At 72.4% G+C, this 21769-nt stretch carries 19 protein-coding genes; 13 read left to right on the top strand and 6 right to left on the bottom strand.

The annotated features are described in order from the left end of the window. Nucleotides 1-76 precede the first annotated feature (76 nt). Together IE246_RS02150 and IE246_RS02145 are read right to left on the bottom strand one after the other, a co-directional pair. On the bottom strand, nt 77-1306 hold the full coding sequence (locus tag IE246_RS02150; RefSeq protein ID WP_189987257.1) for an MFS transporter: 1230 nt from the start codon (nt 1304-1306) through the stop codon (nt 77-79). 34 nt (nt 1307-1340) lie between these two features. Next, on the bottom strand, nt 1341-2360 hold the full coding sequence (locus IE246_RS02145) for an LLM class flavin-dependent oxidoreductase (protein WP_189987256.1): 1020 nt from the start codon (nt 2358-2360) through the stop codon (nt 1341-1343). Between the two features lie 206 nt (nt 2361-2566). Here IE246_RS02145 and IE246_RS02140 point away from each other — a divergent pair, with 206 nt between their 5' ends. Together IE246_RS02140 and IE246_RS02135 are read left to right on the top strand one after the other, a co-directional pair. Beyond that, nucleotides 2567-3700 carry an acyl-CoA dehydrogenase family protein gene (locus tag IE246_RS02140; RefSeq protein ID WP_189987255.1) on the top strand — a complete coding sequence of 378 codons (1134 nt, stop codon included), beginning with the start codon at nt 2567-2569 and terminating at the stop codon, nt 3698-3700. Between the two features lie 200 nt (nt 3701-3900). Next, the gene (locus IE246_RS02135) at nt 3901-4761 is read left to right on the top strand and encodes a MaoC/PaaZ C-terminal domain-containing protein (protein WP_189987254.1); all 861 of its coding nucleotides are present in this window, start codon (nt 3901-3903) and stop codon (nt 4759-4761) included. A gap of 152 nt (nt 4762-4913) precedes the next feature. On the opposite strand, the gene IE246_RS02130 is transcribed toward IE246_RS02135, so the two are convergent. After that, nucleotides 4914-5714 (bottom strand): IclR family transcriptional regulator domain-containing protein, encoded by an 801-nt coding sequence (locus IE246_RS02130; RefSeq protein WP_189987253.1) that lies wholly within the window; start codon nt 5712-5714, stop codon nt 4914-4916. A gap of 128 nt (nt 5715-5842) precedes the next feature. Between IE246_RS02130 and IE246_RS02125 the strand changes: the two genes are divergently transcribed. From IE246_RS02125 to IE246_RS02110, 4 genes are all read left to right on the top strand, one after another. Then, nucleotides 5843-7129, top strand: coding sequence for an acetyl-CoA hydrolase/transferase family protein (locus IE246_RS02125; RefSeq protein WP_189987252.1), 1287 nt, complete (start codon nt 5843-5845; stop codon nt 7127-7129). 25 nt (nt 7130-7154) lie between these two features. Next, nucleotides 7155-8318, top strand: coding sequence for a CaiB/BaiF CoA transferase family protein (locus IE246_RS02120; RefSeq protein ID WP_189987251.1), 1164 nt, complete (start codon nt 7155-7157; stop codon nt 8316-8318). A 66-nt stretch (nt 8319-8384) separates the two neighbouring features. Further along, on the top strand, nt 8385-9701 hold the full coding sequence (locus tag IE246_RS02115; RefSeq protein ID WP_229836244.1) for a class I SAM-dependent methyltransferase: 1317 nt from the start codon (nt 8385-8387) through the stop codon (nt 9699-9701). A 216-nt stretch (nt 9702-9917) separates the two neighbouring features. Beyond that, nucleotides 9918-11015 carry a cyclase family protein gene (locus tag IE246_RS02110; protein ID WP_189987250.1) on the top strand — a complete coding sequence of 366 codons (1098 nt, stop codon included), beginning with the start codon at nt 9918-9920 and terminating at the stop codon, nt 11013-11015. 307 nt (nt 11016-11322) lie between these two features. Here IE246_RS02110 and IE246_RS02105 read toward each other — a convergent pair whose 3' ends face one another. Together IE246_RS02105 and IE246_RS02100 are read right to left on the bottom strand one after the other, a co-directional pair. Continuing rightward, nucleotides 11323-12858: a class I adenylate-forming enzyme family protein gene (locus tag IE246_RS02105; protein WP_229836242.1), complete on the bottom strand. Its 1536-nt coding sequence runs from the start codon at nt 12856-12858 to the stop codon at nt 11323-11325. A gap of 285 nt (nt 12859-13143) precedes the next feature. Continuing rightward, nucleotides 13144-13932, bottom strand: coding sequence for an enoyl-CoA hydratase/isomerase family protein (locus IE246_RS02100; protein ID WP_189987248.1), 789 nt, complete (start codon nt 13930-13932; stop codon nt 13144-13146). Between the two features lie 296 nt (nt 13933-14228). Between IE246_RS02100 and IE246_RS02095 the strand changes: the two genes are divergently transcribed. The 7 genes from IE246_RS02095 to IE246_RS02065 all read left to right on the top strand — a co-directional run bounded on the left by IE246_RS02095 (nt 14229) and on the right by IE246_RS02065 (nt 20797). Beyond that, nucleotides 14229-15335, top strand: a complete 1107-nt coding sequence (locus IE246_RS02095; RefSeq protein WP_189987247.1) for an aminotransferase class V-fold PLP-dependent enzyme — start codon at nt 14229-14231, stop codon at nt 15333-15335. A 156-nt stretch (nt 15336-15491) separates the two neighbouring features. Beyond that, nucleotides 15492-16724 carry an aminotransferase gene (locus tag IE246_RS02090; RefSeq protein WP_229836240.1) on the top strand — a complete coding sequence of 411 codons (1233 nt, stop codon included), beginning with the start codon at nt 15492-15494 and terminating at the stop codon, nt 16722-16724. Next, on the top strand, nt 16721-17209 hold the full coding sequence (locus IE246_RS02085; RefSeq protein WP_189987246.1) for a GNAT family N-acetyltransferase: 489 nt from the start codon (nt 16721-16723) through the stop codon (nt 17207-17209). Before IE246_RS02090 ends, IE246_RS02085 begins: the two co-directional genes overlap by 4 nt. Next, nucleotides 17206-17937, top strand: a complete 732-nt coding sequence (locus IE246_RS02080) for a substrate-binding domain-containing protein (RefSeq protein WP_189987245.1) — start codon at nt 17206-17208, stop codon at nt 17935-17937. The genes IE246_RS02085 and IE246_RS02080 overlap by 4 nt, the downstream gene beginning before the upstream one ends. A gap of 12 nt (nt 17938-17949) precedes the next feature. After that, nucleotides 17950-18984, top strand: a complete 1035-nt coding sequence (locus IE246_RS02075; RefSeq protein ID WP_189987244.1) for an iron ABC transporter substrate-binding protein — start codon at nt 17950-17952, stop codon at nt 18982-18984. Beyond that, on the top strand, nt 18960-20000 hold the full coding sequence (locus IE246_RS02070) for a FecCD family ABC transporter permease (RefSeq protein ID WP_189987243.1): 1041 nt from the start codon (nt 18960-18962) through the stop codon (nt 19998-20000). The genes IE246_RS02075 and IE246_RS02070 overlap by 25 nt, the downstream gene beginning before the upstream one ends. Beyond that, nucleotides 19997-20797, top strand: coding sequence for an ABC transporter ATP-binding protein (locus IE246_RS02065; RefSeq protein WP_229836238.1), 801 nt, complete (start codon nt 19997-19999; stop codon nt 20795-20797). Before IE246_RS02070 ends, IE246_RS02065 begins: the two co-directional genes overlap by 4 nt. On the opposite strand, the gene IE246_RS02060 is transcribed toward IE246_RS02065, so the two are convergent. Continuing rightward, nucleotides 20794-21699, bottom strand: a complete 906-nt coding sequence (locus IE246_RS02060) for a LysR substrate-binding domain-containing protein (protein ID WP_189987242.1) — start codon at nt 21697-21699, stop codon at nt 20794-20796. The genes IE246_RS02065 and IE246_RS02060 overlap by 4 nt on opposite strands. Nucleotides 21700-21769: the final 70 nt, after the last annotated feature.

The following is a 21769-nucleotide window of genomic DNA, read 5'->3' as shown; positions in this document are numbered from 1 at the left end:
AGCGCAGCTTTGCACCCGGGGCAGGCCCCGTCAATCAGCCGAAACGCCGTTTCATTCGACGAAATCGGACGGCAACTCAGTCGCCGGCGCGGTCTCCGGCCAGCGTCTGCGGGCGCAACACCACGAACGCCACCCGGCCGGCCAGCATGGCCACCGTCAGGTGCAGGAAGGCGAAGCCCCAGCCGAGCGTCGACATGCCGCCCGAGAGGTCGAGCACCACGCCCATCACCAGCGGCCCGACGAAGCCGCCGGCGTAGCCCAGCATCGAGTGCACCGCCAGGGTGGCGCCGCGCCGGCCGGGCTCGGCGCTGCCGGCGGCCCCGGCGGTCAGCGACGACGAGTCGAGCCAGATCACCACGCCGTAGAGCAGGATCAGCGCCACCGCCAGGGCATAGGAGAACGGCCCCAGGAAGCCGATCACCGCGGCCAGCAGCGCCGAGCCGAGCATCGCCAGGCGCACCAGGCGCTGGCGGCCGAGCCGGATCGACACCTCGTTGCCGGCGACGCTGGCCCAGGTCCCGGCGAGGCCGACCAGGGTAACGACCGCGGTCGCCGGCAGCCACGGCTCCTGGCCGGTGGAGGCGGCGACCCAGACCAGGAACGCCACGCCCCAGCCGCGCAGGGTGTTCATCTCCCAGGTGTGGACGCAGTAGGCCAGCGCGTAGGCCATGGCCGAGCGGTTGCGCAGCACCGGGCCGAAGTCGAACAGCCGGCCGCTCGCCGGCTCGCCGCGCGGCCCCTGCGCCGGGGCGGCGATCGCCACCGTCAGCCAGGCCGCCGTAGCGCACCCGGCCGCCACCCAGAACACGCTGCGCCAGCCCAGCAGGTCCTCGAAGATCCCGGCGACCGCGAACGAGGCCGCACCCGAGAGGCCGATGCTGAGCGCGTGCCCGGCGACCGCCCGCGACATCAGCCGGGCGTCGACCCGGTCGGCCAGCAGCTTCAGCCCGGTCATGTAGGTCCCGGCCCAGCCGATTCCGGCCAGCACCCGGGCGAAGGCGGCCGTCCAGAAGCCGTCGGCGACGGTCGCGAAGCAGACATGGCCGACGATCGTGACCGCCACGCCGAACAGGTAGATGCGCTTGGGGTCGATCCGGTCGGTCAGGGTCACCAGCACCGGCACCGCGACCGCATAGGCGAGGTAGAACAGTCCGGTGATCCAGCCGGCATCGGCGTTGTCGATGCCCCAGTCCGCGATCCGCCCCGGGACCAGCGCCGGCCAGGCGTAGGCGCCGATCTGCGCGAAGATCTGCGCCGCGCAGACGATGGCGACCAGCCTTGCGGGGGAGACAACTGCGGCGGCCATCGACGGGCGGGCTCCTGGAAACCGGGCCGGTCGGCTACGCGGCCTGTCTTGGCGCCAGCCCGAACTCCCGGGCCAGCAGGGTGTAGCTGGTGTGGCGGGCGCGCTCGTCGTGCGCCCAGGTCACGATCGCCACCTCGTCGATCGCCAGCCGGTCCGCCAGCTCGCGGATCCGGGCCGCCACGTCCGGCGCGGTGCCGACCAGGGCGGTGCGCCGCAGCTCCTCGATCCGGGCGGTCTCGGCCGGCCCGTACTCCTGGCCGAGCGCGTGCTCGGGCGGGTCGAGCGGCAGGTAGACGCCGCGGTCGCGATAAAGCTGCCAGTGGGCGCGCGAACTGAAGTGGTACTGCGCCTCCTCCTCGGTCTCGGCGGCCAGCGCCCATACGCAGATGCCGGCGTTCGGCTTGGGGTGCCGCGCGCTCGGCTTGTAGTGGGTGCGATAGAGGTCGAGCGCCTCCGGGCCGCCGCGGCCGTCGGTGAAGAACCAGGCGAAGCTGTAGGGCAGGCCGAAATGCGCCCCGACCTGGGCGCCGTAGCTCGAACTGCCGAGCATCCAGATCTCCGGCGCGGTGTCGCCCTTGGGCATCGCCTCGACGACGCGGAACGGATGACCCTCGGCCAGCGGCTCGCCGTGCACCCACGCCATCAGGTCGGCGACGTCGTTCGGGAACTGCGCCGGACGCTCGTTGGCCAGCGGGTTCAGGGCGAACGCCGTGCGGCCGTCCGAGCCGGGAGCGCGGCCGAGGCCGAGGTCGATCCGGCCCGGCGCCAGCGCGTCCAGCACCCGGAACTGCTCGGCCACCTTCAGCGGGGCGTAGTGCGGCAGCATGACCCCGGCGCTGCCGACCCGGATGCCGGTGGTGTGGGTGGCGATCGCGGCGATCAGGATCTCCGGCGCCGAGCCGACGATGGTCGGGTGGCTGTGGTGTTCGGACACCCAGAACCGGTGGTAGCCGAGCCGGTCGCACATCTGGGCCAGCGCCAGGGTGTCACGGATCGCCTGGCCCTGCGGCCGGCCGGCGGCGGCGACGGACTGGTCGAGGATCGAGATCTTCACGGGATCGGCTCCTGCAAGCGGGCGTGGTCGAACAGACCATATCGGGCACCGGGAGCCGCCGATAGAACGGCTGCGGCGAAAGAGTGTCGTGGCGATCCGAAAACACCAGCTGCGATTCGAAACGAGATTTCATTCGCCGAAACATCCCGCTAGGATTCCCGAAAGAAGGGCTGCCGACAGCCCCGCCCCACCTGGGAGGACCTGCGATGACCGAGCCGCTGTTCCGGGAGGAGCACGCGCTGTTCCGCGAGACCGCGCGGCGCTTCGTCGAGGCCGAGGTGGCGCCGCACCACGCCCGCTGGGAGCAGCAGGGGGTGGTCGACCGCGAGGTCTGGCACAAGGCCGGCGAGGCCGGGCTGCTGCTGACCAACATTCCCGAGGAGTACGGCGGCGGCGGCGCCGACTTCCTGACCTCGGTGGTGATGATCGAGGAGATGATGCGCCACGTGTACTCGGGGCCGGGCTTCCGCCTGCACTCCGACATCGTGGCGCCGTACATCCTGCACTACGGCTCCGAGGACCTGAAACGGGAGTGGCTGCCGCGCATGGCGTGCGGCGAGGTGGTGACCGCCATCGCCATGACCGAGCCCGGCACCGGCAGCGACCTGCAGGGCGTGCGCACCACCGCCGTGCGCGACGGCAACCACTACGTCATCAACGGCCAGAAGACCTTCATCACCAACGGCCAGCTCGCCGACCTGATCGTCGTGGTCTGCAAGACCGACCCGTCGGCCGGCGCCAAGGGCACCAGCCTGATCCTGGTCGAGGCCGACCGCGCCGGGTTCAGCCGCGGGCGCAACCTCGAGAAGATCGGCCTGAAGGCCCAGGACACCTCGGAGCTGTTCTTCGACGAGGTGCGGGTGCCGATCACCAACCTGCTGGGCGAAGAGAACCAGGGCTTCCGCTACCTGATGCAGGAACTGCCGCAGGAGCGGCTGCTGATCGCCATCAGCGCGGTCACGGTGATCGAGGCGGCGCTGCAGTGGACCCTCGACTACACCCGGCAGCGCCAGGCGTTCGGCCGGGCCATCGCCGACTTCCAGAACACCCGATTCAGGCTGGCCGAGGTCAAGACCGAGGCGACCGTCGCCCGGGTGTTCCTGAACGACTGCCTGGCCCGGCACCTGAAGGGCGAGCTCGACGTGCCGACGGCGGCGATGGCCAAGTGGTGGCTGAGCGAGCTGATGGGCAAGGTGGTCGACACCTGCCTGCAGCTGCACGGCGGTTACGGCTACATGACCGAGTTCCCGATCGCCCGCGCCTACGCCGACGCCCGGGTCCACCGGATCTACGGCGGCACCACCGAGATCATGAAGGAGATCATCGCGCGGAGCCTGTGAAGGACCTGACAACGCCCGTCGCTCCGTGGGTTCCGGCTCCGTTCGCCTTTCGGCGGCCCGGTCCGGAATGACGGCGAAGAGGGGGAGGGCCACCTTGTGGTTCCACTTCCCATGTCGTCATTCCGGACGGCTGCGCCGCCCTCGGCGCGGCCGAGCCGGAACCCACCCGCCGCTCCGACCCTCACAAGGGAGCCCACCGCATGCCGATCGACTACGACAAGCTCAGGAACTGGCCGTTCCCGGACCTCGAGCACAGCTACACCGAGCGCGACACCATGCTGTACGCCCTCGGGGTGGGCTGCGGCCACGACCCGCTGGACGAGCGCGACCTGCGCCACGTCTACGAGGACGGGCTGCAGGCCCTGCCGACCATGGCGGTGGTGCTCGGCCATCCCGGGTTCTGGCTGAAGGCCCCGGAGACCGGGGTCGACTGGCGCAAGGTGCTGCACGGCGAGCAGGGGCTGGTCCTGCACCGGCCGCTGCCGGCGGCCGGCACGGTGATCGGCCGCAGCCGGGTCACCGAGATCATCGACAAGGGCGCGGGCAAGGGCGCGCTGATGTACTCGGAGCGCGACGTCGTCGACAAGGCGAGCGGCGCGCTGCTGTGCACCGTCACCTCGACGACGTTCATGCGCGGCGAGGGCGGCTTCGGCGGGCCGACCGGCCCGGCCCCGGCGCCGCACGAGATGCCGAACGGCGACCCGGAGCTGGTGCTCGACCTGCCGACCCTGCCGCAGGCGGCGCTGATCTACCGGCTGTCCGGCGACTACAACCCGCTGCACGCCGACCCGAAGATCGCCCAGGCGGTCGGCTTCCCGCGGCCGATCCTGCACGGCCTCGCCACCTACGGGGTCGCCGGGCGGGCGATCCTGCGGGCCTGCTGCGGCGACGACCCGGCCCGGCTGAAGCGGCTCGACGTGCGGTTCTCGGCGCCGGTCTATCCGGGCGAGACCATCCGCACCGAGATGTGGCTCGACGGCGCGACGGTGTCGTTCCGCTGCCGCGTGCTCGAGCGCGACACCGTGGTGCTGAACAACGGGCTGGCGGTAATCGGGGAATGACCGGAGCGGCTAGGTCCCGGCTCGCCTCCGCCAACGCGGCGGCGTCCGGGATGAGGGTCCATGCGAAACTCCCCCACCCCCTCATCCCGGCCGTAGCGGCGCAGCCGCGGAGAGCCGGGACCTATCGGACACTGCGTGACGGGCGCGGCGGCCTAAGCCCTCCGGCGCTCCGTCCGCTCGGTCAGCTCGGCGGCGATGCGGTCGGCGGTGCGCTGCAGCGGCCCCAGGAACTGCCGCACCCCGTCGGCCTCGGAGACCGCGCTGTGCAGCAGCATGACGTTGATCGCCGCGAACACCCTGGCGCCGGTGCGCACCGGCACGCCGATCGCCCAGACCTTGTCGTCGAACATCTCGTGGCTGTAGCTCGGGTCGGTGATCGCGTAGCCGCGCTCGCGCACCTCGGCCAGCAGCCGCTCCAGCTTCGCCGGCTCGCGCGCCAGGTCGGTGGCCGGCCCCGGCATTTCGGCCAGTCGGGCGACGATCGCGGCGCGCTCCGCGTCGTCGCAGAACGCCAGGTAGGCGCGCCCGAGCGAGGTCGTCAGGACCGGGATCCGGAAGCCCGGGCGGCGGCGCACGAACAGCACCGAGCCGCGCTCCTGCGCGGTCTGCGAGATGATCATGGCGTCGCGGTCGAACAGCGCGATGTCGACCGGCCAGCCGACCTGGTCGCGGACCTCCTGCAGGATCGGGTCGGCCACGCTGCCGACCCAGAGATGCTGGTTGTAGCCCTGGCTGAGCAGCAGGGTCCGGCCGGTCGGCACGTAGGCGGTGCGCTCCGGGTCGCGCATGACGTAGCCCTCGTGCTCGAGGGTCTCGAGCATGCGCACGATGGTCGCCTTGTCGAGGCCGGTCGCCTTGTGGATGCTGCCGACCGTCGCCTGCCGCGCCTGGTTGACGACGCGCAGCACGTCGAGGCCACGGGACAGTGCGATGACCGGCTTGAATGACGGCATGGTTCCCTCCCGCCGAATCGAAGGGGGCACCATACCACACGCTGAAACGGCATTTCAACAGATGAAGCACTCGCCGCGGCGAGCGGAGTTTTCTTATAGCACCAAGCGGACCAGGATGTGAGGCGGGAATGGCGACGGCAGCCGCCGATGCGATCGACTTCAGCGGGCTGATCCGGCCCGGCGACACGGTGGTCGTCGGCCAGGGCTGCGGCGAGCCGACGGCGCTGGCCGAGGCGCTGGTCCGGCAGGCCACCACGGATCGGACTCCGGCGGTCGGCCCAATCACCGTGTTCCTGGGCGCGGTGTTCTCGCGCAGCTTCGAGCCCGAGGCGACCACCGGCATCGCGTTCGCCGGCTACGGTGCGCTCGGCGGCGCCGGCCGGCTGGCGCGGGCCGGGCGACTGGACGTGGTGCCGGCCCAGTACAGCCAGCTGCCGGGGCTGTTCGCCGACGGCACCCTGGCGGCCGACGTGGTGCTGCTGCAGCTCGCCCGCAACGGCGACCGCCTCGCGATCGCCGGCAACCGCGACTACTCGCTGGCCGCCGCCCGGCGGGCCCGGCTGGTGATCGGCGGGATCGACGACCGGGCGCCGTGGTGCCACGGCGGCGAGCTGCCGCCCGACCTGCGGATCGACCTGACGGTCGAGACCTCTCGTGCCCCGGCCGAGCTGCCGCCGGCCCGCATCGGCCCGGTCGAGGAACGGATCGGCCGGCTGGTGGCCGAGCGGATTCCCGACGGCGCGGTGATCCAGACCGGGATCGGCGCCATCCCGGACGCCATCCTGGGCGCCTTGTCCGGGCACCGCGGGCTCGGCGTGCATTCCGGGATGATCGGCGACCGCATGGCCGACCTGATCGAGGCCGGCGCCGTCACCAACGCCCGCAAGCCGTTCGACGCCGGCGTCTCGGTCGCCGGCTCGCTGTTCGGCACCGCGCGGCTACTCGCCTTCGCCGACCGCAACCCGGCGTTCCGGCTGGTGCCGACCGAGATCAGCCACGGGGTCGAGGTGATGGCCCGGCTGCCCGGCTTCACCGCCATCAACTCGGCGGTCGAGGTCGACCTGTCCGGCCAGGTCAACGCCGAGGTAGCCGGCTCGCACTATGTCGGGGCGGTCGGCGGCCAGGTCGACTTCGTGCGCGCCGGCAACCTCGCGCCCGGCGGCCGCTCGATCATCGCCCTGCCCGCGACCGCCCGCGACGGCACGGTCAGCCGGATCGTCGCCGGCCTGGACGGCCGGCCGGTCACCAGCCTGCGCAGCGACGCCGACCTGGTGGTGACCGAATGGGGTGTGGCCGAGTTGAAGGGCCAAACGCTCGCCGAGCGGGCGCGGCGGATGATCGCGATCGCCGACCCGGCATTCCGCGAGGAGCTGGAACGGGCGGCGCATCCGCTGCTGAAGTCCGACCGACGCTGAAAACCGACTGTCGAGGAGACGCACCATGGGACCGCTCGCCGGAATTCGCATCCTGGAGTTCGCCGGCATCGGCCCCGGGCCGATGGCTGCCATGCTGCTGGCCGACCTCGGCGCCACCGTGCTGCGGCTCGACCGGATCGAGGCGGCCGGCGACCTCGGGATCGGCATGCCCGACCGCTTCAAGGTGACCAACCGCGGGCGCCGCTCGGCGGCGGTCGACCTGAAGAACCCCGAGGGCATCGCCCTGGTGCTCGAGCTGGCGGGCCGGGCCGACGCGCTGATCGAGGGCTTCCGCCCCGGCACCATGGAGCGGCTCGGCCTCGGCCCCGAAATCTGCCTGGCGCGGAACCCGCGGCTGGTCTACGGGCGGATGACCGGCTGGGGCCAAGACGGGCCGCTCGCCAAGGCGGCCGGCCACGACCTCAACTACATCGCGCTGACCGGCGCCCTGCACGCGGTCGGCCGCGAGGGCGGGCCGCCGACCCCGCCGCTGAACCTGGTCGGCGACTACGGCGGCGGTGCCTTGTACCTAGCCTTCGGCGTGGTCTGCGCGCTGCTGGAGGCCAGGGGCTCCGGCCAGGGCCAGGTGGTGGACGCGGCGATGATCGACGGCGCCGCCTCGCTGATGGCGTCGTTCTACGGCATGGCGGCGGCCGGCATCTGGAGCGACCGGCGCGGCGCCAACATCCTGGATTCCGGGGCCGCCTACTACGAGGTCTACCGCTGCGCCGACGGCCGCTGGCTGTCGGTGGCGCCGATCGAAAAGCGGTTTCGGGCCGAGTTCTTCCGGCTGATCGGGCTCGGAGGTGACGCTCCCTCCGGCCCCCCACCATTCGGCGACGACCCGGCCGACTGGCCCGCCCTCAAGCAGCGCATCGCCGAGCGCATCGCCACCAAGGACTGCGACGCGTGGTGCGCGATCCTGGAGGGCACCGACGCCTGCGTCGCACCGGTGCTGACCATGGCCGAGGCCCCGGAGCATCCGCACAACCGGGCGCGCGGCACCTTCGTGGAGATCGACGGGGTCACCCAGCCGGCCCCGGCCCCGCGCTTCGGCCGCACCGTTCCCGACACGCCGACGCCGCCGGAACCGGCGGGTGCGGGCACGGATGCGGCGCTCGCCGACTGGGGCGTCGAGGCCAGTCGGGTCGCCGAGTTGAAGGCGGCCGGCGTCATCGGCGGACCGTAGCCCACGACAAACCGCTCGCGTTTGGGTAGGTAGTTCGGGCGAGCTGTTCGACCGAAGGACCCGCTGGTGAGCGACGAAGCGAAACGGCGTGCCGCGCTCCGGCTGGCGGCGCTGATCCGCGAGACGGTCGACGCGCATTTCTCGCTGCGGCTGTGGGACGGCACGCTGGAACCGCTCGGCACCGACCCGGTCGCCGGCCTGGCGCTGCGGATCGCGTCGCCCGGCGTCATCTCCTCGCTGCTGCACCGGCCAAGCCTCGACCGGCTGATCCGGCACTACGCCAAGGGCGACATCGCGGTCGAGGGCGGCTCGCTGATCGACTTCGCCGAGCCGCTGATGCTCGACCGCTCCTATCGCCGCAGGTTCCGCCGGATCGCCAAGGGCGCGCTGATCCGCGGGCTGCTGCCGTTCTTCTTCGGCCGCGGCGACGACCCCGACCGCACCCGCGACTTCGGCGCCGATTCCGAGGGCCGCGGCCGCAAGGGCGGCGACAACAGGCGGTTCATCCGGTTCCACTACGACGTCGGCAACGACTTCTACCGGCTCTTCCTGGATCCGGAAATGCAGTACTCCTGCGCCCACTTCCCGCACTGGGACGCGACGCTCGAGGAGGCGCAGCTCAACAAGCTCGACCTGATCTGCCGCAAGCTCCGGCTCAAGCCGGGCGAGACCCTGCTGGACATCGGCTGCGGCTGGGGCGGGCTGCTGTGCCACGCGGTCCGCAGTTACGGCGTGGTCGGCCACGGCGTCACCCTGTCCGCGGAGCAGCTGGCGTTCGCGCAGGCCAAGGTCGAGCGGCTCGGCATCGCCGACCGGGTGACCCTGCACCTCAAGGACTATCGGGAGCTGGCCAGTACCGCAGAGGGCGGGTTCGACAAGATCGCGTCGGTCGGCATGTACGAGCACATCGGCCTCGCCGCCATCCCCGAGTACTTCCGGACCGTGCAGCGCCTGCTGAAGCCGGGCGGGCTGTTCATGAACCACGCGATCTCGCGCGGCGCCAAGCGCCGGCGCCGGCGGTTCGCCGGCCGGCCCGAGCAGCGCGCGCTGCAGAAGTACATCTTCCCGGGCGGCGAGCTCGACGACATCGGCCACACGATCGCCGAGATGGAGATCGCCGGGTTCGAGGTGCAGGACGTCGAGGCGCTGCGCCAGCACTACCAGAAGACGACGCGCGAATGGCACCGCCGGCTGTACGAGAACCGGGAAGCGGCGGAAGCCCTGGTCGGCCCCGAGACCACCCGGATCTGGGCGGCCTACCTGGCCGGCTGCTCGTTCGCGTTCCAGCGCGGCTCGGCGCGGATCTACCAGACCCTGGCCAGCAAGTCGCCGAAGGGCTTCACCGCGGTGCCGCCGACCCGTCACGACATCTACCGCATCTGAACGGGCGTGCGGACGACGGAGCCGGTTCAACCGTCGCGCTTGTCGTTCACCCGCGCGAACATTGCCGCCCGGACTCTTTGAGTTTGCCGCCGGACCCGGCGCTGTCTAGGCTCGCAACCAATACCGGCATTCGGCCGGGACATCCCGGCCGATCAACCGCGGCGGCGCGACTCCACTACCGTCGCCGGCAAGAACGAAGCTGGGAGGAACCCGACAATGCGCACGATCGCACGAACCTGCCTGGCCGGTGCCGTCGGCACCGCCATGACCCTGGCCGCGATGACCCTGGCCACGATGACCATGGCCCCCGGGGCGGCCTTCGCCGCCTGCGACGCCGACGACTACAGCGGCTGCGAGGGCAAGCCGTGGGTGATCGGCAAGGCCGAGACCCCGATCGGCGAGAAGTGGTGGCCGAACAAGCTGTGGGGCGAAGGCGACGAGGCCGGCTCGACCAACTGGTACACCAAGCCGGACGTGGTGGCGCGCGCCGTCGCCGAGGCCGACAAGGGCAAGGTCTACTCGCTCGGCCGGCCGTACACCGCCGACATGCCGCTGTTCGGCACCCGCAAGTTCACGCTCCGCATCCCCGGCGCCCCGACCGGCGGGCCGTACGGCTCCAACCGGGTGATCTGGCACGACGAGTTCCTGGCGACCGAGGTCGGCCAGGTCGGCACCCAGTTCGACGGGCTCGGCCACATCGGGGTGGTGATCGGCGGCCCCGGCGACAAGGACAACATGCGCTACTACAACGGCTTCACCGAGTCCGAGGTGGCCTCGGCCAACGGCCTGATGAAGCTCGGCACCGAGAAGCTGCACCCGATCGTCGCCCGCGGCATCCTGGTCGACGTCGCCGGCTACAAGGGCGTCGAGGCCATGGAGGCCGGCCAGGAGATCACCATGGACGACGTGCGCGGCGCCCTGAAGAAGCAGGGCATGGAGGGCTTCAAGTTCATGCCCGGCGACGGCGTAATGTTCCGCACCGGCTGGGGCAAGTACTGGATCACCGACAACGAGAAGTACAACGGCGGCGAGCCCGGCATCGGCGCCGAGGTCGCGCGCTGGCTGTCGGACGAGGTGCAGGCCGGCGTGTTCGGCAGCGACACCTGGGCGACCGAGGTGGTGCCGAACCCGGATCCGGCCTGCGCGTTCTGCGTGCACCAGCACATGCTGGCCCGGCACGGCATCGTCAACCAGGAGAACATGAACCTGGACGGCCTGGCGGCCGACAAGGTCTACACCTTCCTGTACATGTACTCGCCGGCCCCGATCGCCGGTGCGACGGGCTCGATGGGCGCGCCGGTCGCGATCGACTGAGCTCGGGCTGAAGGAAATGCGAGGGGGCGGTTGCCGGGAGGCGGCCGCCCTTCTTGCTTGGCGCGGGCGGGCCGGTTGGTGTGAGCGGCTGCCGTGCGCCGTAGACCGCTATGGGTGGGGGAGCGGTCATTGGTACCTTCTCTCTTCCGTCATCCCGGTGCGGCCGCGTAGCGGGCGACCCCGGGATCCATCGGGCAGCATGGGCGTCCGCGGGTCGGTTTGACGGATGGATCCCGGAGTCCGCTCCGCGGCTCCGGAATGACGAGAGGGGGTCGGTTCCGGCCGGGGGTGCCGCCGGTCTCGCCCCCTACCCCCAATATACCGCCCGCAGCTCCCGCTTGAGGATCTTCCCGATCTCGCTCCTCGGCAGATCGTCGCGCAGCTCGACCGCCGACAGCCGCTGGGTCTTGCCGAGTTGCCCGTTCGCCCAGTCCCGGATCGCTTGCGCGTCGGCCGCCGCCCCCGGCTTCGGCACGACGAGGCCGAGCGGGGTCTCGCCCCACTCCCGGCTCGGGATCGCGATCACCGCCACGTCGGCGACGTCGGGGTGGCGGCGCAGCACCGCCTCGAGGTCGGCGGCGTAGATGTTGAAGCCGCCGGAGATGATCATGTCCTTCTTGCGGTCGAGCAGCTGCAGGAAGCCGTCCTCGTCGAACCGCCCCATGTCGCCGGAGCGGATGAAATCGTCGCCCTCCGGGCTGCGCCAGACCATCTCGGCGGTCTTGTCCGGCGCGTTGAAGTAGCCCTGCATCATCGCGCCCGAGCGCCCGACGATCTCGCCGAACGCGCCCGGCGGAAGCTGGTTGCCGTGCTCGTCGATGATCCGCACGTCCGCACCCGCCGAGGGCAGGCCGGCGGTGTCCCACTTGGTCGGGTGCGCCGCGCAGTCGAGCAGGGTCGAGATGCCGCCCTCGGTCATGCCGTAGACCTCGAGCAGGTTGCCCGGCCAGCGCGCCATCACCCGCTCGATCAGCGGGCCCGGCAGCGGTGCGGAGGTCGAGAACTTGCAGCGGTAGGACGACAGGTCGAAGCGGTCGAACTCGGGCTCGTCCATCAGCCGCATGTACTGCACCGGCACCAGCATCGCCTCGGTCACCCGGTGCCGCTGGCTGAGCGCCAGGAACTTCTTGGTGTCGAAGCGCCCCATCGTGACCACGGTGCCGCCCCAGGCGAGCGTCGGCAGCAGCACCACCAGGGTGGTGTTCGAGTACAGCGGGGTCGAGACCAGGATCGTGGAGTCCGGCCCGATGCCGAGGGTGGCGAACCGGCGGATCTGGCGCGAGCGGAAGAAGTGCTGGTGGACGATGCCCTTGGGCGTTCCGGTGGTGCCGCTGGAGTAGATGATGTTGAACGGGTCCTCGGGCCGCACCGCCGCCGGGGCCAGCGGGACGGCGTCCTTGCTCCACTCCTCGATCGCGGCGAGGTCGACCACCTGTTCCGCGCCGAGGCCGTTCGCGGTCTCCAGCCTTCCGGGCGAGGCGAACAGCAGCCGCGCCCCGCTGTCGTCGCGCATCCGGCGCAGCGCGTCGGGCGTGGCGCTGAACGGCAGCGGCACCATGCAGGCGCCGGCGCTCAGCACCGCGGCATAGAGGGCGACGTGAGCGGCCGAGTTCTCCGCCAGGCTGGCCACGTTGTCGCCGCGCCCGACCCCGGCCGCCGCCAGCCGGCCGGCGATCCGCGCCACCAGGGCGCCGAATTCGCGCCAGGTGAGCGTGCGGTCCTCGTCGACGACGGCGGGCTTGTCCGGGAAGGCGACGGCGTTGGCGGCGATCCGAGCGCCGAAGTCGACGAGCTCCTCGCCGGCGAACCCGGGCGCGCGGATCAGTGGGGCGGGTGCAGTCATGCGAGTCTCGGTGGTGGGAAGCGGCATCGGGCGGTCGCGGCGGCGGGTGGGTCCCGGATCGGTTCCGCCTGCGGCGCACCCGTCCGGGATGACGATAGTAGGGGAAGCGTCGCGCCGCCTATCCCCCAGTTGCCGTCATTCCTGACGGGGCTCGGGATGGGTCCCGGATCGGCCCCGCCTGCGGCGCGCCCGTCCGGGATGAGGGAAGCGGGATGTGCTTTCCGTTCCTGCCTCATCCCGGACGCAGCGGCATCGCCGCGGAGATCCGGGACCCAAACGCGCCGCTCAGCCGCCCTTGAAGGCCGGCTTGCGCTTGTCGCGGAAGGACTGCACGCCCTCGGCGAAGTCGGCGCTGCCGAACGCCGTGGTCTGGGCCATCGCCTCCAGCTCCAGGAAGCCTTCCAGCGGCAGCTCGTAGGCCCGCTGCAGCAGCTGCTTGGTCAGGCCGAACGCCAGGCTCGGCCCCTCGGCCAGCTTGGCCGCCAGCGACAGCGCGGTGTCCATCAGCGAGTCCGGGTCGGCGAGATGGGCGACCATTCCGATGTCGTGGGCCTGCATGGCCTGGACCTCGCGGTTGAACAGCAGGATGTCCTTGGCCCGCACCATCCCGACCGCGCGCGGCAGGGTCCAGGCGAGCGACAGGTCGGGCACCGCGCCGATGCCCGGGAAACCCGGCTTGAAGCGGGCCTCGGTCGAGGCGCAGACGATGTCGCCGGCCAGCGCCAGCGAGAACCCGGCGCCGGCGGCGACGCCGTTGACTGCGGTGACGATCGGCTTGTCGGCGGTCATCAGCGGGATCAGCCAGCGGTAGGTGCGCTGCATGCGCAGCCGCATCGCCGTGGTGTCGCGCTGGTCGAACGCCCGGATGTCGCCGCCGGCGCAGAACGCCCGGCCGGCGCCGGTCAGTACGATGGCCCGGACCTCGGGGTCGGCGACCAGTTCCGGCACGATCGTCTCGATGCCGGCCTTGATGCCGGCCGACAGCGCGTTCAGCGACGCCGGCTCGTTCAGGGTGACGACCGCCACCGCCCCTTCCCGGCGCAGCAGCACCGATTGCGCGTCGCTTCCATCCATGGATTGCCTCCCTCGAGTCACGTCGATTTTGGGTGAAGTGTCGTTTCGCTGGACGAAATTGACAATGACCGAGTTGGCCGCGCGTTGACGGGCGCCCGTCGCGTCGTGGGTCCCGGCTCTCCGCGGCTCCGCCGCTGCGGCCGGGATGAGGCCTGGTGATTGGCCCTCATCCCGGACGGCGCGCAGCGACGAGCCGGGACCCACGACGCGACGGGCGCCGAAGCAAAAGATCGGTCTCCCCTCCCCCGCAATCTCGGGCAGGATGGCGGTTCCCGTCCCCTGACCCCACGCGCCCCATGCTCGCACCGAAATCCGACTTCATCGGCCTGCAAGACGGCCGCACCCACCTCGCCACCGGCGGCCAGCCGCCGCTGCTGACGGCGCACCGCGCCGCCTTCGAGGCCTATGCCGCCGACAAGGCCGACGGCGCCGCCGGCTACCAGCGGCACTGGCAGGTCGGGATGCAGGCCAAGGAGCGGCTGGCGGCGCTGACCGGGCTGCCGGCCGCCGACCACGCCCTGATCGGCAGCGCCTCCGAGGGCATCGCCCGGGCGCTGTCGGCGATCGACTGGCGCCCCGGCGACAACGTGGTGGTGTCGGCGCTCGACTACGCCTCCGGCCGGCATTCGATGCTGCGGCTCGGCCAGCTCGGCGTCGAGCCGCGGATCGTGCCGGGGCGCGGCTGGCGGATCGAGCCGGCGGACCTGCTCGCGGCCTGTGACGCCCGCACCCGGGCGGTCTACGTCAGCCAGGTCACCTCGCTGACCGGCCAGCGGGTCGACGTCGCGGCGCTGGCGGCCGGGCTGCCCCAGGGCACCATGCTGATCGTCGACGCCAGCCACGCCCTCGGGGTGGTGCCGGTCGACGGACGCCTCGCCGACGTCACGGTGTCGAGCTGCTACAAGTACCTGTGCGCCACCCAGATGGGCGTGCTGGCCTGGAACCGGGCACGCCGGCCGGACTTCGAGCCGCTGGCGGTCGGCTGGTGCTCGGGCACCGACACCGCGGACCACTCGGCCTACCTGCCGCACCCGGACGCCCGGCGCGCCCAGGCCGGCAACTCCAACCACCTGGACGTCTACCTGCTGAAGGCCTCGCTCGACTACTTGGCCGGCTACGGCATCCCGGCGATCGCCGCCCATGTCGAAGGGCTGGCGACCCGGCTGCATGACGGCCTGGCGGCGCGCGGGCTGGAGATGATCACCCCGCAGCCGGCGGCGGAGCGCGCCGGCAACGTCGCCTTCGCCCACCCCGACAACGCCGCCATCGTCGCCCGCGCCGCCGCCGCCCGCATCCACCTGTGGGACGGCCAGGGCCGGGTGCGCTGCTCGCTGCACCTGTTCAACGACACCGCCGACGTGGACCGGCTGCTCGGCTGGCTGGAGGCCGAGGGGGTGCGCTAAGGCGGCCCGTCGCTTCATGGGTCCCGGAGCCGGCTGCTCGCGCAGCCCCTCCGGGATGACGATACGGGGGTAGCCTTCACAAATACTCGTCATCCCGGAGAGTCCGCGGCAGCGGGCGGCTCCGGGACCCACGAACCGACGGGCGGCAGAAATTTGGTGCCCGTCACCAGCGCCCGCCGTACTCTCCGCCGGTCGTTCCTCCAGCCGGTCTCCGCCATGAGCTATGCCGCCAATCCCGACGTCGTCTCCGTCGTCGAGCCGCCGATCGCCGAGGCCAAGGGCTGGGTCGCCGGGCGGACCTGGCCCGCGCACCGGCCGCTGCTCGACCTGTGCCAGGCGGTGCCGAGCTATCCGCCGGCCGAGGCGCTGCGCGAGCACCTGGCCGAGCGGGTGAAGCTGTTCGAGACCGCGCAGTACACCGCGATCACCGGCATCGCGCCGCTGCGCACCGCACTGGCCGGGCACATGGCGGGCGTCTACGGCGGAACGATCGGCGCCGAAAACGTGCTGGTCACCGCCGGCTGCAACCAGGCCTACAGCCTGGCGCTGATGGCGCTGGCCCGGCGCGGCGACGAGGTGATCCTGCCGCTGCCCTACTACTTCAATCATCAGATGTGGCTGGACGCGCTCGGCGTCACCGCCGTGCACCTGCCGTTCCGCCCGGACCGCGGCGGCGTGCCGGACCCGGCCGACGCCGCCAGGCTGATCGGGCCGAACACCAAGGCGCTGGTGCTGGTCACCCCGAACAACCCGACCGGCGCGGTGATCCCGCCGGCGGTGCTGGCGCAGTTCCGCGACCTGTGCGCCGAGTACTCCATCGCCCTGGTGCTGGACGAGACCTACAAGGACTTCCTGGATCCGGGCGAACCGCGCCACGACCTGTTCCGCGACCCGGCCTGGGGCGACACGGTGATCCAGCTCTACAGTTTCTCGAAGGCGTTCAGCCTGACCGGCTACCGGGTCGGCTCGATCGTCGCCGGCGCCAAGTTCGTCGAGCAGGTCGCCAAGCTGATGGACACGATCTCGATCTGCACCTCGCGGATCGCCCAGGACGGCGCCCTCTATGCCCTGCAGCACCTGCTGCCGTGGGCCGACGGCAAGCGCGCCATGATGGCCGGCCGGCGCGAGGCCCTGCTGGAGGTGTTCGCGAGCGGCAACCTCGGCTTCGAACTGGTGTCGACCGGCGCCTACTTCGCCTATCTGCGCCACCCGTTCGTCGGCGAGACCGCGGCGGCGGTGGCCAAACGACTGGCCCAGGAGCACGGGGTGCTGGCGCTGCCTGGCACGGTGTTCGGCCCCGGCCAGGACGACTACCTCAGGCTCGCCTTCGCCAACCTGGAGGCCGAGCGCATGGGTGAGGTCGGCGACCGACTGCGGGGCGCGGTGTGAGCGAGCCGGCGTTCCGGGTCGTCCGGCTGGACGGGCCGGAGCGGCTGCCGGAAGCGCTGGCGGTCATCCACGAGGTGTTCGGGCATTACGAGGGCAACCTGGTGCCGCCGTCTGCCGCCCTGAAGGAGACCGTCGACAGTATCGGGCGCCGGCTCGCGGACGGGGCGGTGTTCCTGGCCGAGGATTCCGACGGCCGGGCGATCGGGGCGGTCTGCGCCGACCGCAAGGGCGACGCCATGTATCTCGGCCGGCTGGCGGTCCGGCCCGAGTGCCAGGGACGCGGCGTCGGCGCCGCCCTGGTCGCGGCGGTCGAGCGGTTCGCGGCCGAGGCCGGCGCCGACCGGATCTCCATCGGGGTGCGCCTGGCGCTGACCGACAACATCCGGATGTTCCAGGGGCTCGGCTTCGTCGAGACCGGCCGCACGGCGCATCCCGGGTTCAGCGAGCCGACCTCGATGGACCTGGCCAAGCCGGTCGGGCGATGACCGGCGCCGGCCGTCCGGCACTGTGGGCCGCCGGCAGCCTGGCCGGCGCCGTCGCCGACCTGACGGCCAAGCTCGGTCACGACGTCGCGACCGTGTTCGGCCCGTCCGGCCTGCTGCGCCGCCGGATCGCCGCCGGCGAGCCCTGCGACCTGTTCCTGTCGGCCGATCTCGGCCACCCGGTGGCGCTGGCGAGGGCGGGCTGGGCCGGCGCGGTCGCCCGGTTCGCCAGCAACGCCCTGTGCGCCCTTGTCCGTCCCGGCCTGAACGTCGGCCCCACCGACCTGCTCGATCGCCTGCTCGATCCCGCTGTCACCGTCGGCACCTCGACACCGGGCGCCGACCCGTCCGGCGACTATGCCTGGAAGCTGTTTGCCGCCGCCGAGACGGTTCGCCCGGGCGCACGGGCCGCCCTGGTGGCGAAGGCCCGGGTGCTGACCGGCGGCAAAGTACCGCCGGCGCCGCCGCCGGGCCGCCATGTCTACGCCTGGCTGGTCGACAGCGGGCAGGCCGAGCTGTTCTTGACCTACCGCACCAACGCCCTGCAGGCGGTGGCGGACAATCCGGCGCTCGGGATCGTCGAGCCGCCGCCGACCCTGTCGGTGGCTGCATCCTATGCCCTTGCGGTCCGGCGCGACGCCCCGCGCTCGGTCCGGCCGCTGGCGCTCGCTATACTGGCGCCCGAGGGCCGGGCGGTGCTCGACGCCCACGGCTTCGTGACGGACGACTGACGGACGGAACCCATGGCTCGGCCGCTCCTGCTGTTCCTGGCGCTGCTGCTGGCGGCGCTGCCCGCCGCCGCCCGCACCGTCACCGACTCCGCCGGTCGCCGGGTCGAGGTGCCGGACACCGTGACCCGAGTGTTCGCCGCCGGCCCGCCCGCCTCGGTGCTGGTCTACGTGCTGAAGCCCGACGCGCTGCTCGGCTGGCCGCGGGCGCTTCGGAATGAGGAGCGGCCCTACGTCGCCGAGCCGTACCGCGACCTGCCGGAGACCGGACGCCTGACCGGGCGCGGCGGCGACGCCAACCTGGAGCTGGTGCTGCGCCTCAAGCCCGACCTGATCGTCGACTTCGGCTCGGTGCGCGACACCTACGTCTCCCTGGCCGACCGGGTGCAGGAACAGACGGGCATCCCCTACCTGCTGTTCGACGGCCGATTCGAAAACACCGCCGCGTCATTGCGGGCCATGGGCGCCGCGCTCGGCGTGGCGGACCGCGGCGAGACCCTGGCGCGCGACGTCGAGGCAACCTTCGTCGGTCTCGACAGGGCGCTCGCCGAAGTTCCGGAAGCGCAGCGGCCGAGGGTCTATCTGGCCCGCGGCCCCGACGGGCTGGAGACCGGGCTCAAGGGCTCGATCAACACCGAGATCATCGAGCGGGCCGGCGGCCGCAACGTCGCCGACCCGGGCGACGGGCGGCGCGGGCTGGTGCAGGCCTCGATCGAGCAGGTGATCGTCGCCGACCCCGACACCATCGTGACCTGGGACCGCAACTTCTACCGGGCCGTCCGGCGCGACCCGCTGTGGGCCGGCATTGCCGCGGTGAAGCGCGGCCGGGTCTACCTGTCGCCGACCGCGCCGTTCGGCTGGATCGACCGGCCGCCGTCGCTGAACCGGATGATGGGGCTGAAGTGGCTGGCCGGGCTGTTCTACCCGGACCGATTCCCGGCCGACCTCAGGGCCGAGACCCGCGACTTCTACCGCCTGTACTACCATGTCGACCTCGGCGGGCCGGAGCTGGACCGGCTGATCGAATGGGCCGACGGGCGGGCGCCCTGAGCCGGCCGGCCTTCGCCTCGCCCGGCGCGGTCGCCGTCCTGGCGGTGCTGCTGGCGGTCGCGATCCCGATCGCCGTGCTGATCGGGCCCTACCCGATGACCCTCGGCCAGGTGCTCGGCGTCGTCACCGACCGCGTCACCGGCGTGCCGGCGCGCGGAGACACCGTCGACACCGTGGTGTTCGCGATCCGGCTGCCGCGGATCGGCGCGGCGCTGCTGGTCGGCGGCGCGCTGGCGGCCGCCGGCACCTGCTACCAGACCCTGTTCCGCAACCCGCTGGTGTCGCCCGACATCCTCGGCGTGTCGGCCGGCGCCGGGCTGGGCGCGGTGCTCGGGATCTTCCTGTCGCTACCGGTGGCGGCGATCCAGGGCATGGCGTTCGCCGGCGGCCTCGCCTGCGTCGCCCTGGTCGCCGGCGTTGCCGCGGCGGTGCGCGGCCGCGACCCGGTGCTGGTGCTGGTGCTGGCCGGCGTCGTGGTCGGGGCGCTGGCGGGTGCTGCCACGTCGCTGCTGAAGGTGCTGGCGGATCCCTACGACCAGCTGCCGGCGATCACCTTCTGGCTGCTCGGCAGCCTGGCCTCGATCCGCACGGACGACCTCGCCCCGGCGCTGCCGGCGGTCGTGCTCGGGCTGCTGCCGCTGGTGCTGCTGCGCTGGCGGATCAACGTGCTGGCGCTCGGCGACGACGAGGCGCGGGCGCTCGGGGTCGAGGTCCGGCGGCTGCGCGCCGGGGTGATCCTGTGCGCCACCCTGATCACCGCCAGCGTGGTGGCGATCGCCGGGGTGGTCGGCTGGGTCGGGCTGGTGATCCCGCACGTCGCCCGCATGCTGGTCGGACCGGGCTTCGGCCGGCTGCTGCCGGTCGCCGTACTGCTGGGCGCGCTGTACATGCTGGTCGTGGACACCCTCGCGCGGACCATCGGCACCGCCGAGGTGCCGCTCGGCATCCTGACCGCGGCCATCGGCGCGCCGTTCTTCCTGTGGCTGCTGGCGCGCGGAAGGCGCAGCTGGTCGTGAGCGCCCTGGTCGAGGCGGAGGGGCTGGCGACCGGCTATCCGGGCTGCGAGGTCGGGCGCGACATCGACCTGGCGGTCGCCGCCGGCGAGGTGCTGTGCCTGCTCGGCCCGAACGGCTCCGGCAAGACCACCCTGTTCCGCACCCTGCTCGGCCTGCTGCCGGCCCATGGCGGCACCGTGCGCCTGGCTGGCGATCCGCTGGACCGGCTGCCGCGCGGCGAGATCGGCCGGCGCGCCGCCTACGTGCCGCAGGCCCATGCCCCGGTGTTCCCGTTCACCGCCCACGAGGTGGTGCTGATGGGCCGGACCGCCCGGCTCGGCCCGTTCGCCCAGCCGGGCAGGGCCGACCACGCGGCCGCGGCCGAGGCCCTGGCCTCGGTCGGGCTCGCCGACCGCGCCGCATCGCCCTACACCGACCTGTCCGGCGGCCAGCGGCAGCTGGTGCTGGTGGCCCGGGCCTTGGCCCAGGAAGCGCCGCTGCTGGTCATGGACGAGCCAACCGCCAGCCTGGACTTCGGCAACCAGGCCCTGGTGCTGTCGGAGATCCGCCGGCTCGCCGACCGCGGCCTCGGCATCGTGCTGTCGACCCACGATCCCGACCACGCCTTCGCGGTCGGCGACCGGGTGGCGCTGCTACAGGACGGCCGCATTCGCGAGATCGGCCCGCCGGACACCGTACTGACGGAAGCGGCGTTGAGCGCGGTGTACGGCGTCGAGGTACGGGTCGAGACCCTCGGCTCCGGCCGCCGGGTCTGCGTGCCGTCGCTGGCCCGACCCGCGGGCGCCGGCAGCGCCTAGCCCGGCGCGTCGGCCCGAAAGCCCGCCCGCCCGGCGACCCGGTCGCGCAGCCAGTCCGCCAGGGTCGCCAGGGCCGGGTCGCCGGCCAGCCGGGTCTCGTAATGCAGGACGAAATGCCGCCGGGTCCGCCGGACCGCCGGGTGCGCCACTGCGATCGTCCCGCGCGCCAGGTCGGGCGCCAGCAGCGCCTCGATCGCCATGGCGAAGCCGAGGCCGGCGGCGGCGGCGTCGATCGCGAGGCCGATGCTCTCGAACGAGCTGCCGCCCGGGATCCCGACGTGCTTGAGCCCGGCCTCGTCGAGCCAGCGCCGCCAGTCCTCGGGCCGCGGGCGGGCGTGCAGCAGCGGCACCGCGGCGAAGTCCGGCGGCCCGTTCTCCAGCCAGCCGGGCGCGCACACCGGCACCGTCGCGATCGGCAACAGCGGATGCTTCACCAGCCCGGTGCGCGGCGCGGTGTCCGACACGGCGACCACCGCGTCGTAGCGTCCCGGCAGCAGGTCGAGCGGGTCCAGGCTGGTGTGCAGGTCGACCGCCAGGTCGGGATGCGCCGCCACCAGGTCGGACCACAGCGGCAGCAGCACGCGCGAGGCGAAGAAGCCGTACACCCCGACCGTCAACCGCCGGAACCGGCGATGGCGGATGCCGCTGACGGCGTCGGCGATGCGGTCGAGCCCGTCGCGCGCCGCCTCGGCGAGTGCCTCGCCGGCGGCGGTCAGCGTCAACCCGGTCGCGTGCCGGACGAACAGCGTCCGCTCCAGCCGCTCCTCCAGCCCACGGATGTGACGGCTGACCGCGCCCGGCGTCACCGACAGCTCGTCGGCCGCATGGGTCATCGAGCGATGGCGGGCCGCCGCCTCGAAGGCGCGGATGGCATGCAGCGGAGGGAGACGTCGCCCGGACATGCTTTGAGTTTGACTCAATTCATTGAACGAACAAGTCGTTTGTCCGGCCCACACGGCAATCCTACCGTTG

The organism is Thalassobaculum fulvum (assembly GCF_014652915.1).
In the GTDB taxonomy this organism is placed as follows: Bacteria; Pseudomonadota; Alphaproteobacteria; order Thalassobaculales; family Thalassobaculaceae; genus Thalassobaculum_A; species Thalassobaculum_A fulvum.
Note: the sequence above shows the minus strand (reverse complement) of the source record. Positions and strands in the feature narration are given on the sequence as shown.

Coding starts and splice junctions, on each gene's coding strand:
- IE246_RS02150 (WP_189987257.1), bottom strand. CDS start 1,306: ATGGCCGCCGCAGTTGTCTCCCCCGCAAGGCTGGTCGCCATCGTCTGC.
- IE246_RS02140 (WP_189987255.1), top strand. CDS start 2,567: ATGACCGAGCCGCTGTTCCGGGAGGAGCACGCGCTGTTCCGCGAGACC.
- IE246_RS02135 (WP_189987254.1), top strand. CDS start 3,901: ATGCCGATCGACTACGACAAGCTCAGGAACTGGCCGTTCCCGGACCTC.
- IE246_RS02130 (WP_189987253.1), bottom strand. CDS start 5,714: ATGCCGTCATTCAAGCCGGTCATCGCACTGTCCCGTGGCCTCGACGTG.
- IE246_RS02125 (WP_189987252.1), top strand. CDS start 5,843: ATGGCGACGGCAGCCGCCGATGCGATCGACTTCAGCGGGCTGATCCGG.
- IE246_RS02120 (WP_189987251.1), top strand. CDS start 7,155: ATGGGACCGCTCGCCGGAATTCGCATCCTGGAGTTCGCCGGCATCGGC.
- IE246_RS02110 (WP_189987250.1), top strand. CDS start 9,918: ATGCGCACGATCGCACGAACCTGCCTGGCCGGTGCCGTCGGCACCGCC.
- IE246_RS02105 (WP_229836242.1), bottom strand. CDS start 12,858: ATGACTGCACCCGCCCCACTGATCCGCGCGCCCGGGTTCGCCGGCGAG.
- IE246_RS02100 (WP_189987248.1), bottom strand. CDS start 13,932: ATGGATGGAAGCGACGCGCAATCGGTGCTGCTGCGCCGGGAAGGGGCG.
- IE246_RS02095 (WP_189987247.1), top strand. CDS start 14,229: ATGCTCGCACCGAAATCCGACTTCATCGGCCTGCAAGACGGCCGCACC.
- IE246_RS02080 (WP_189987245.1), top strand. CDS start 17,206: ATGACCGGCGCCGGCCGTCCGGCACTGTGGGCCGCCGGCAGCCTGGCC.
- IE246_RS02075 (WP_189987244.1), top strand. CDS start 17,950: ATGGCTCGGCCGCTCCTGCTGTTCCTGGCGCTGCTGCTGGCGGCGCTG.
- IE246_RS02070 (WP_189987243.1), top strand. CDS start 18,960: ATGGGCCGACGGGCGGGCGCCCTGAGCCGGCCGGCCTTCGCCTCGCCC.
- IE246_RS02060 (WP_189987242.1), bottom strand. CDS start 21,699: ATGTCCGGGCGACGTCTCCCTCCGCTGCATGCCATCCGCGCCTTCGAG.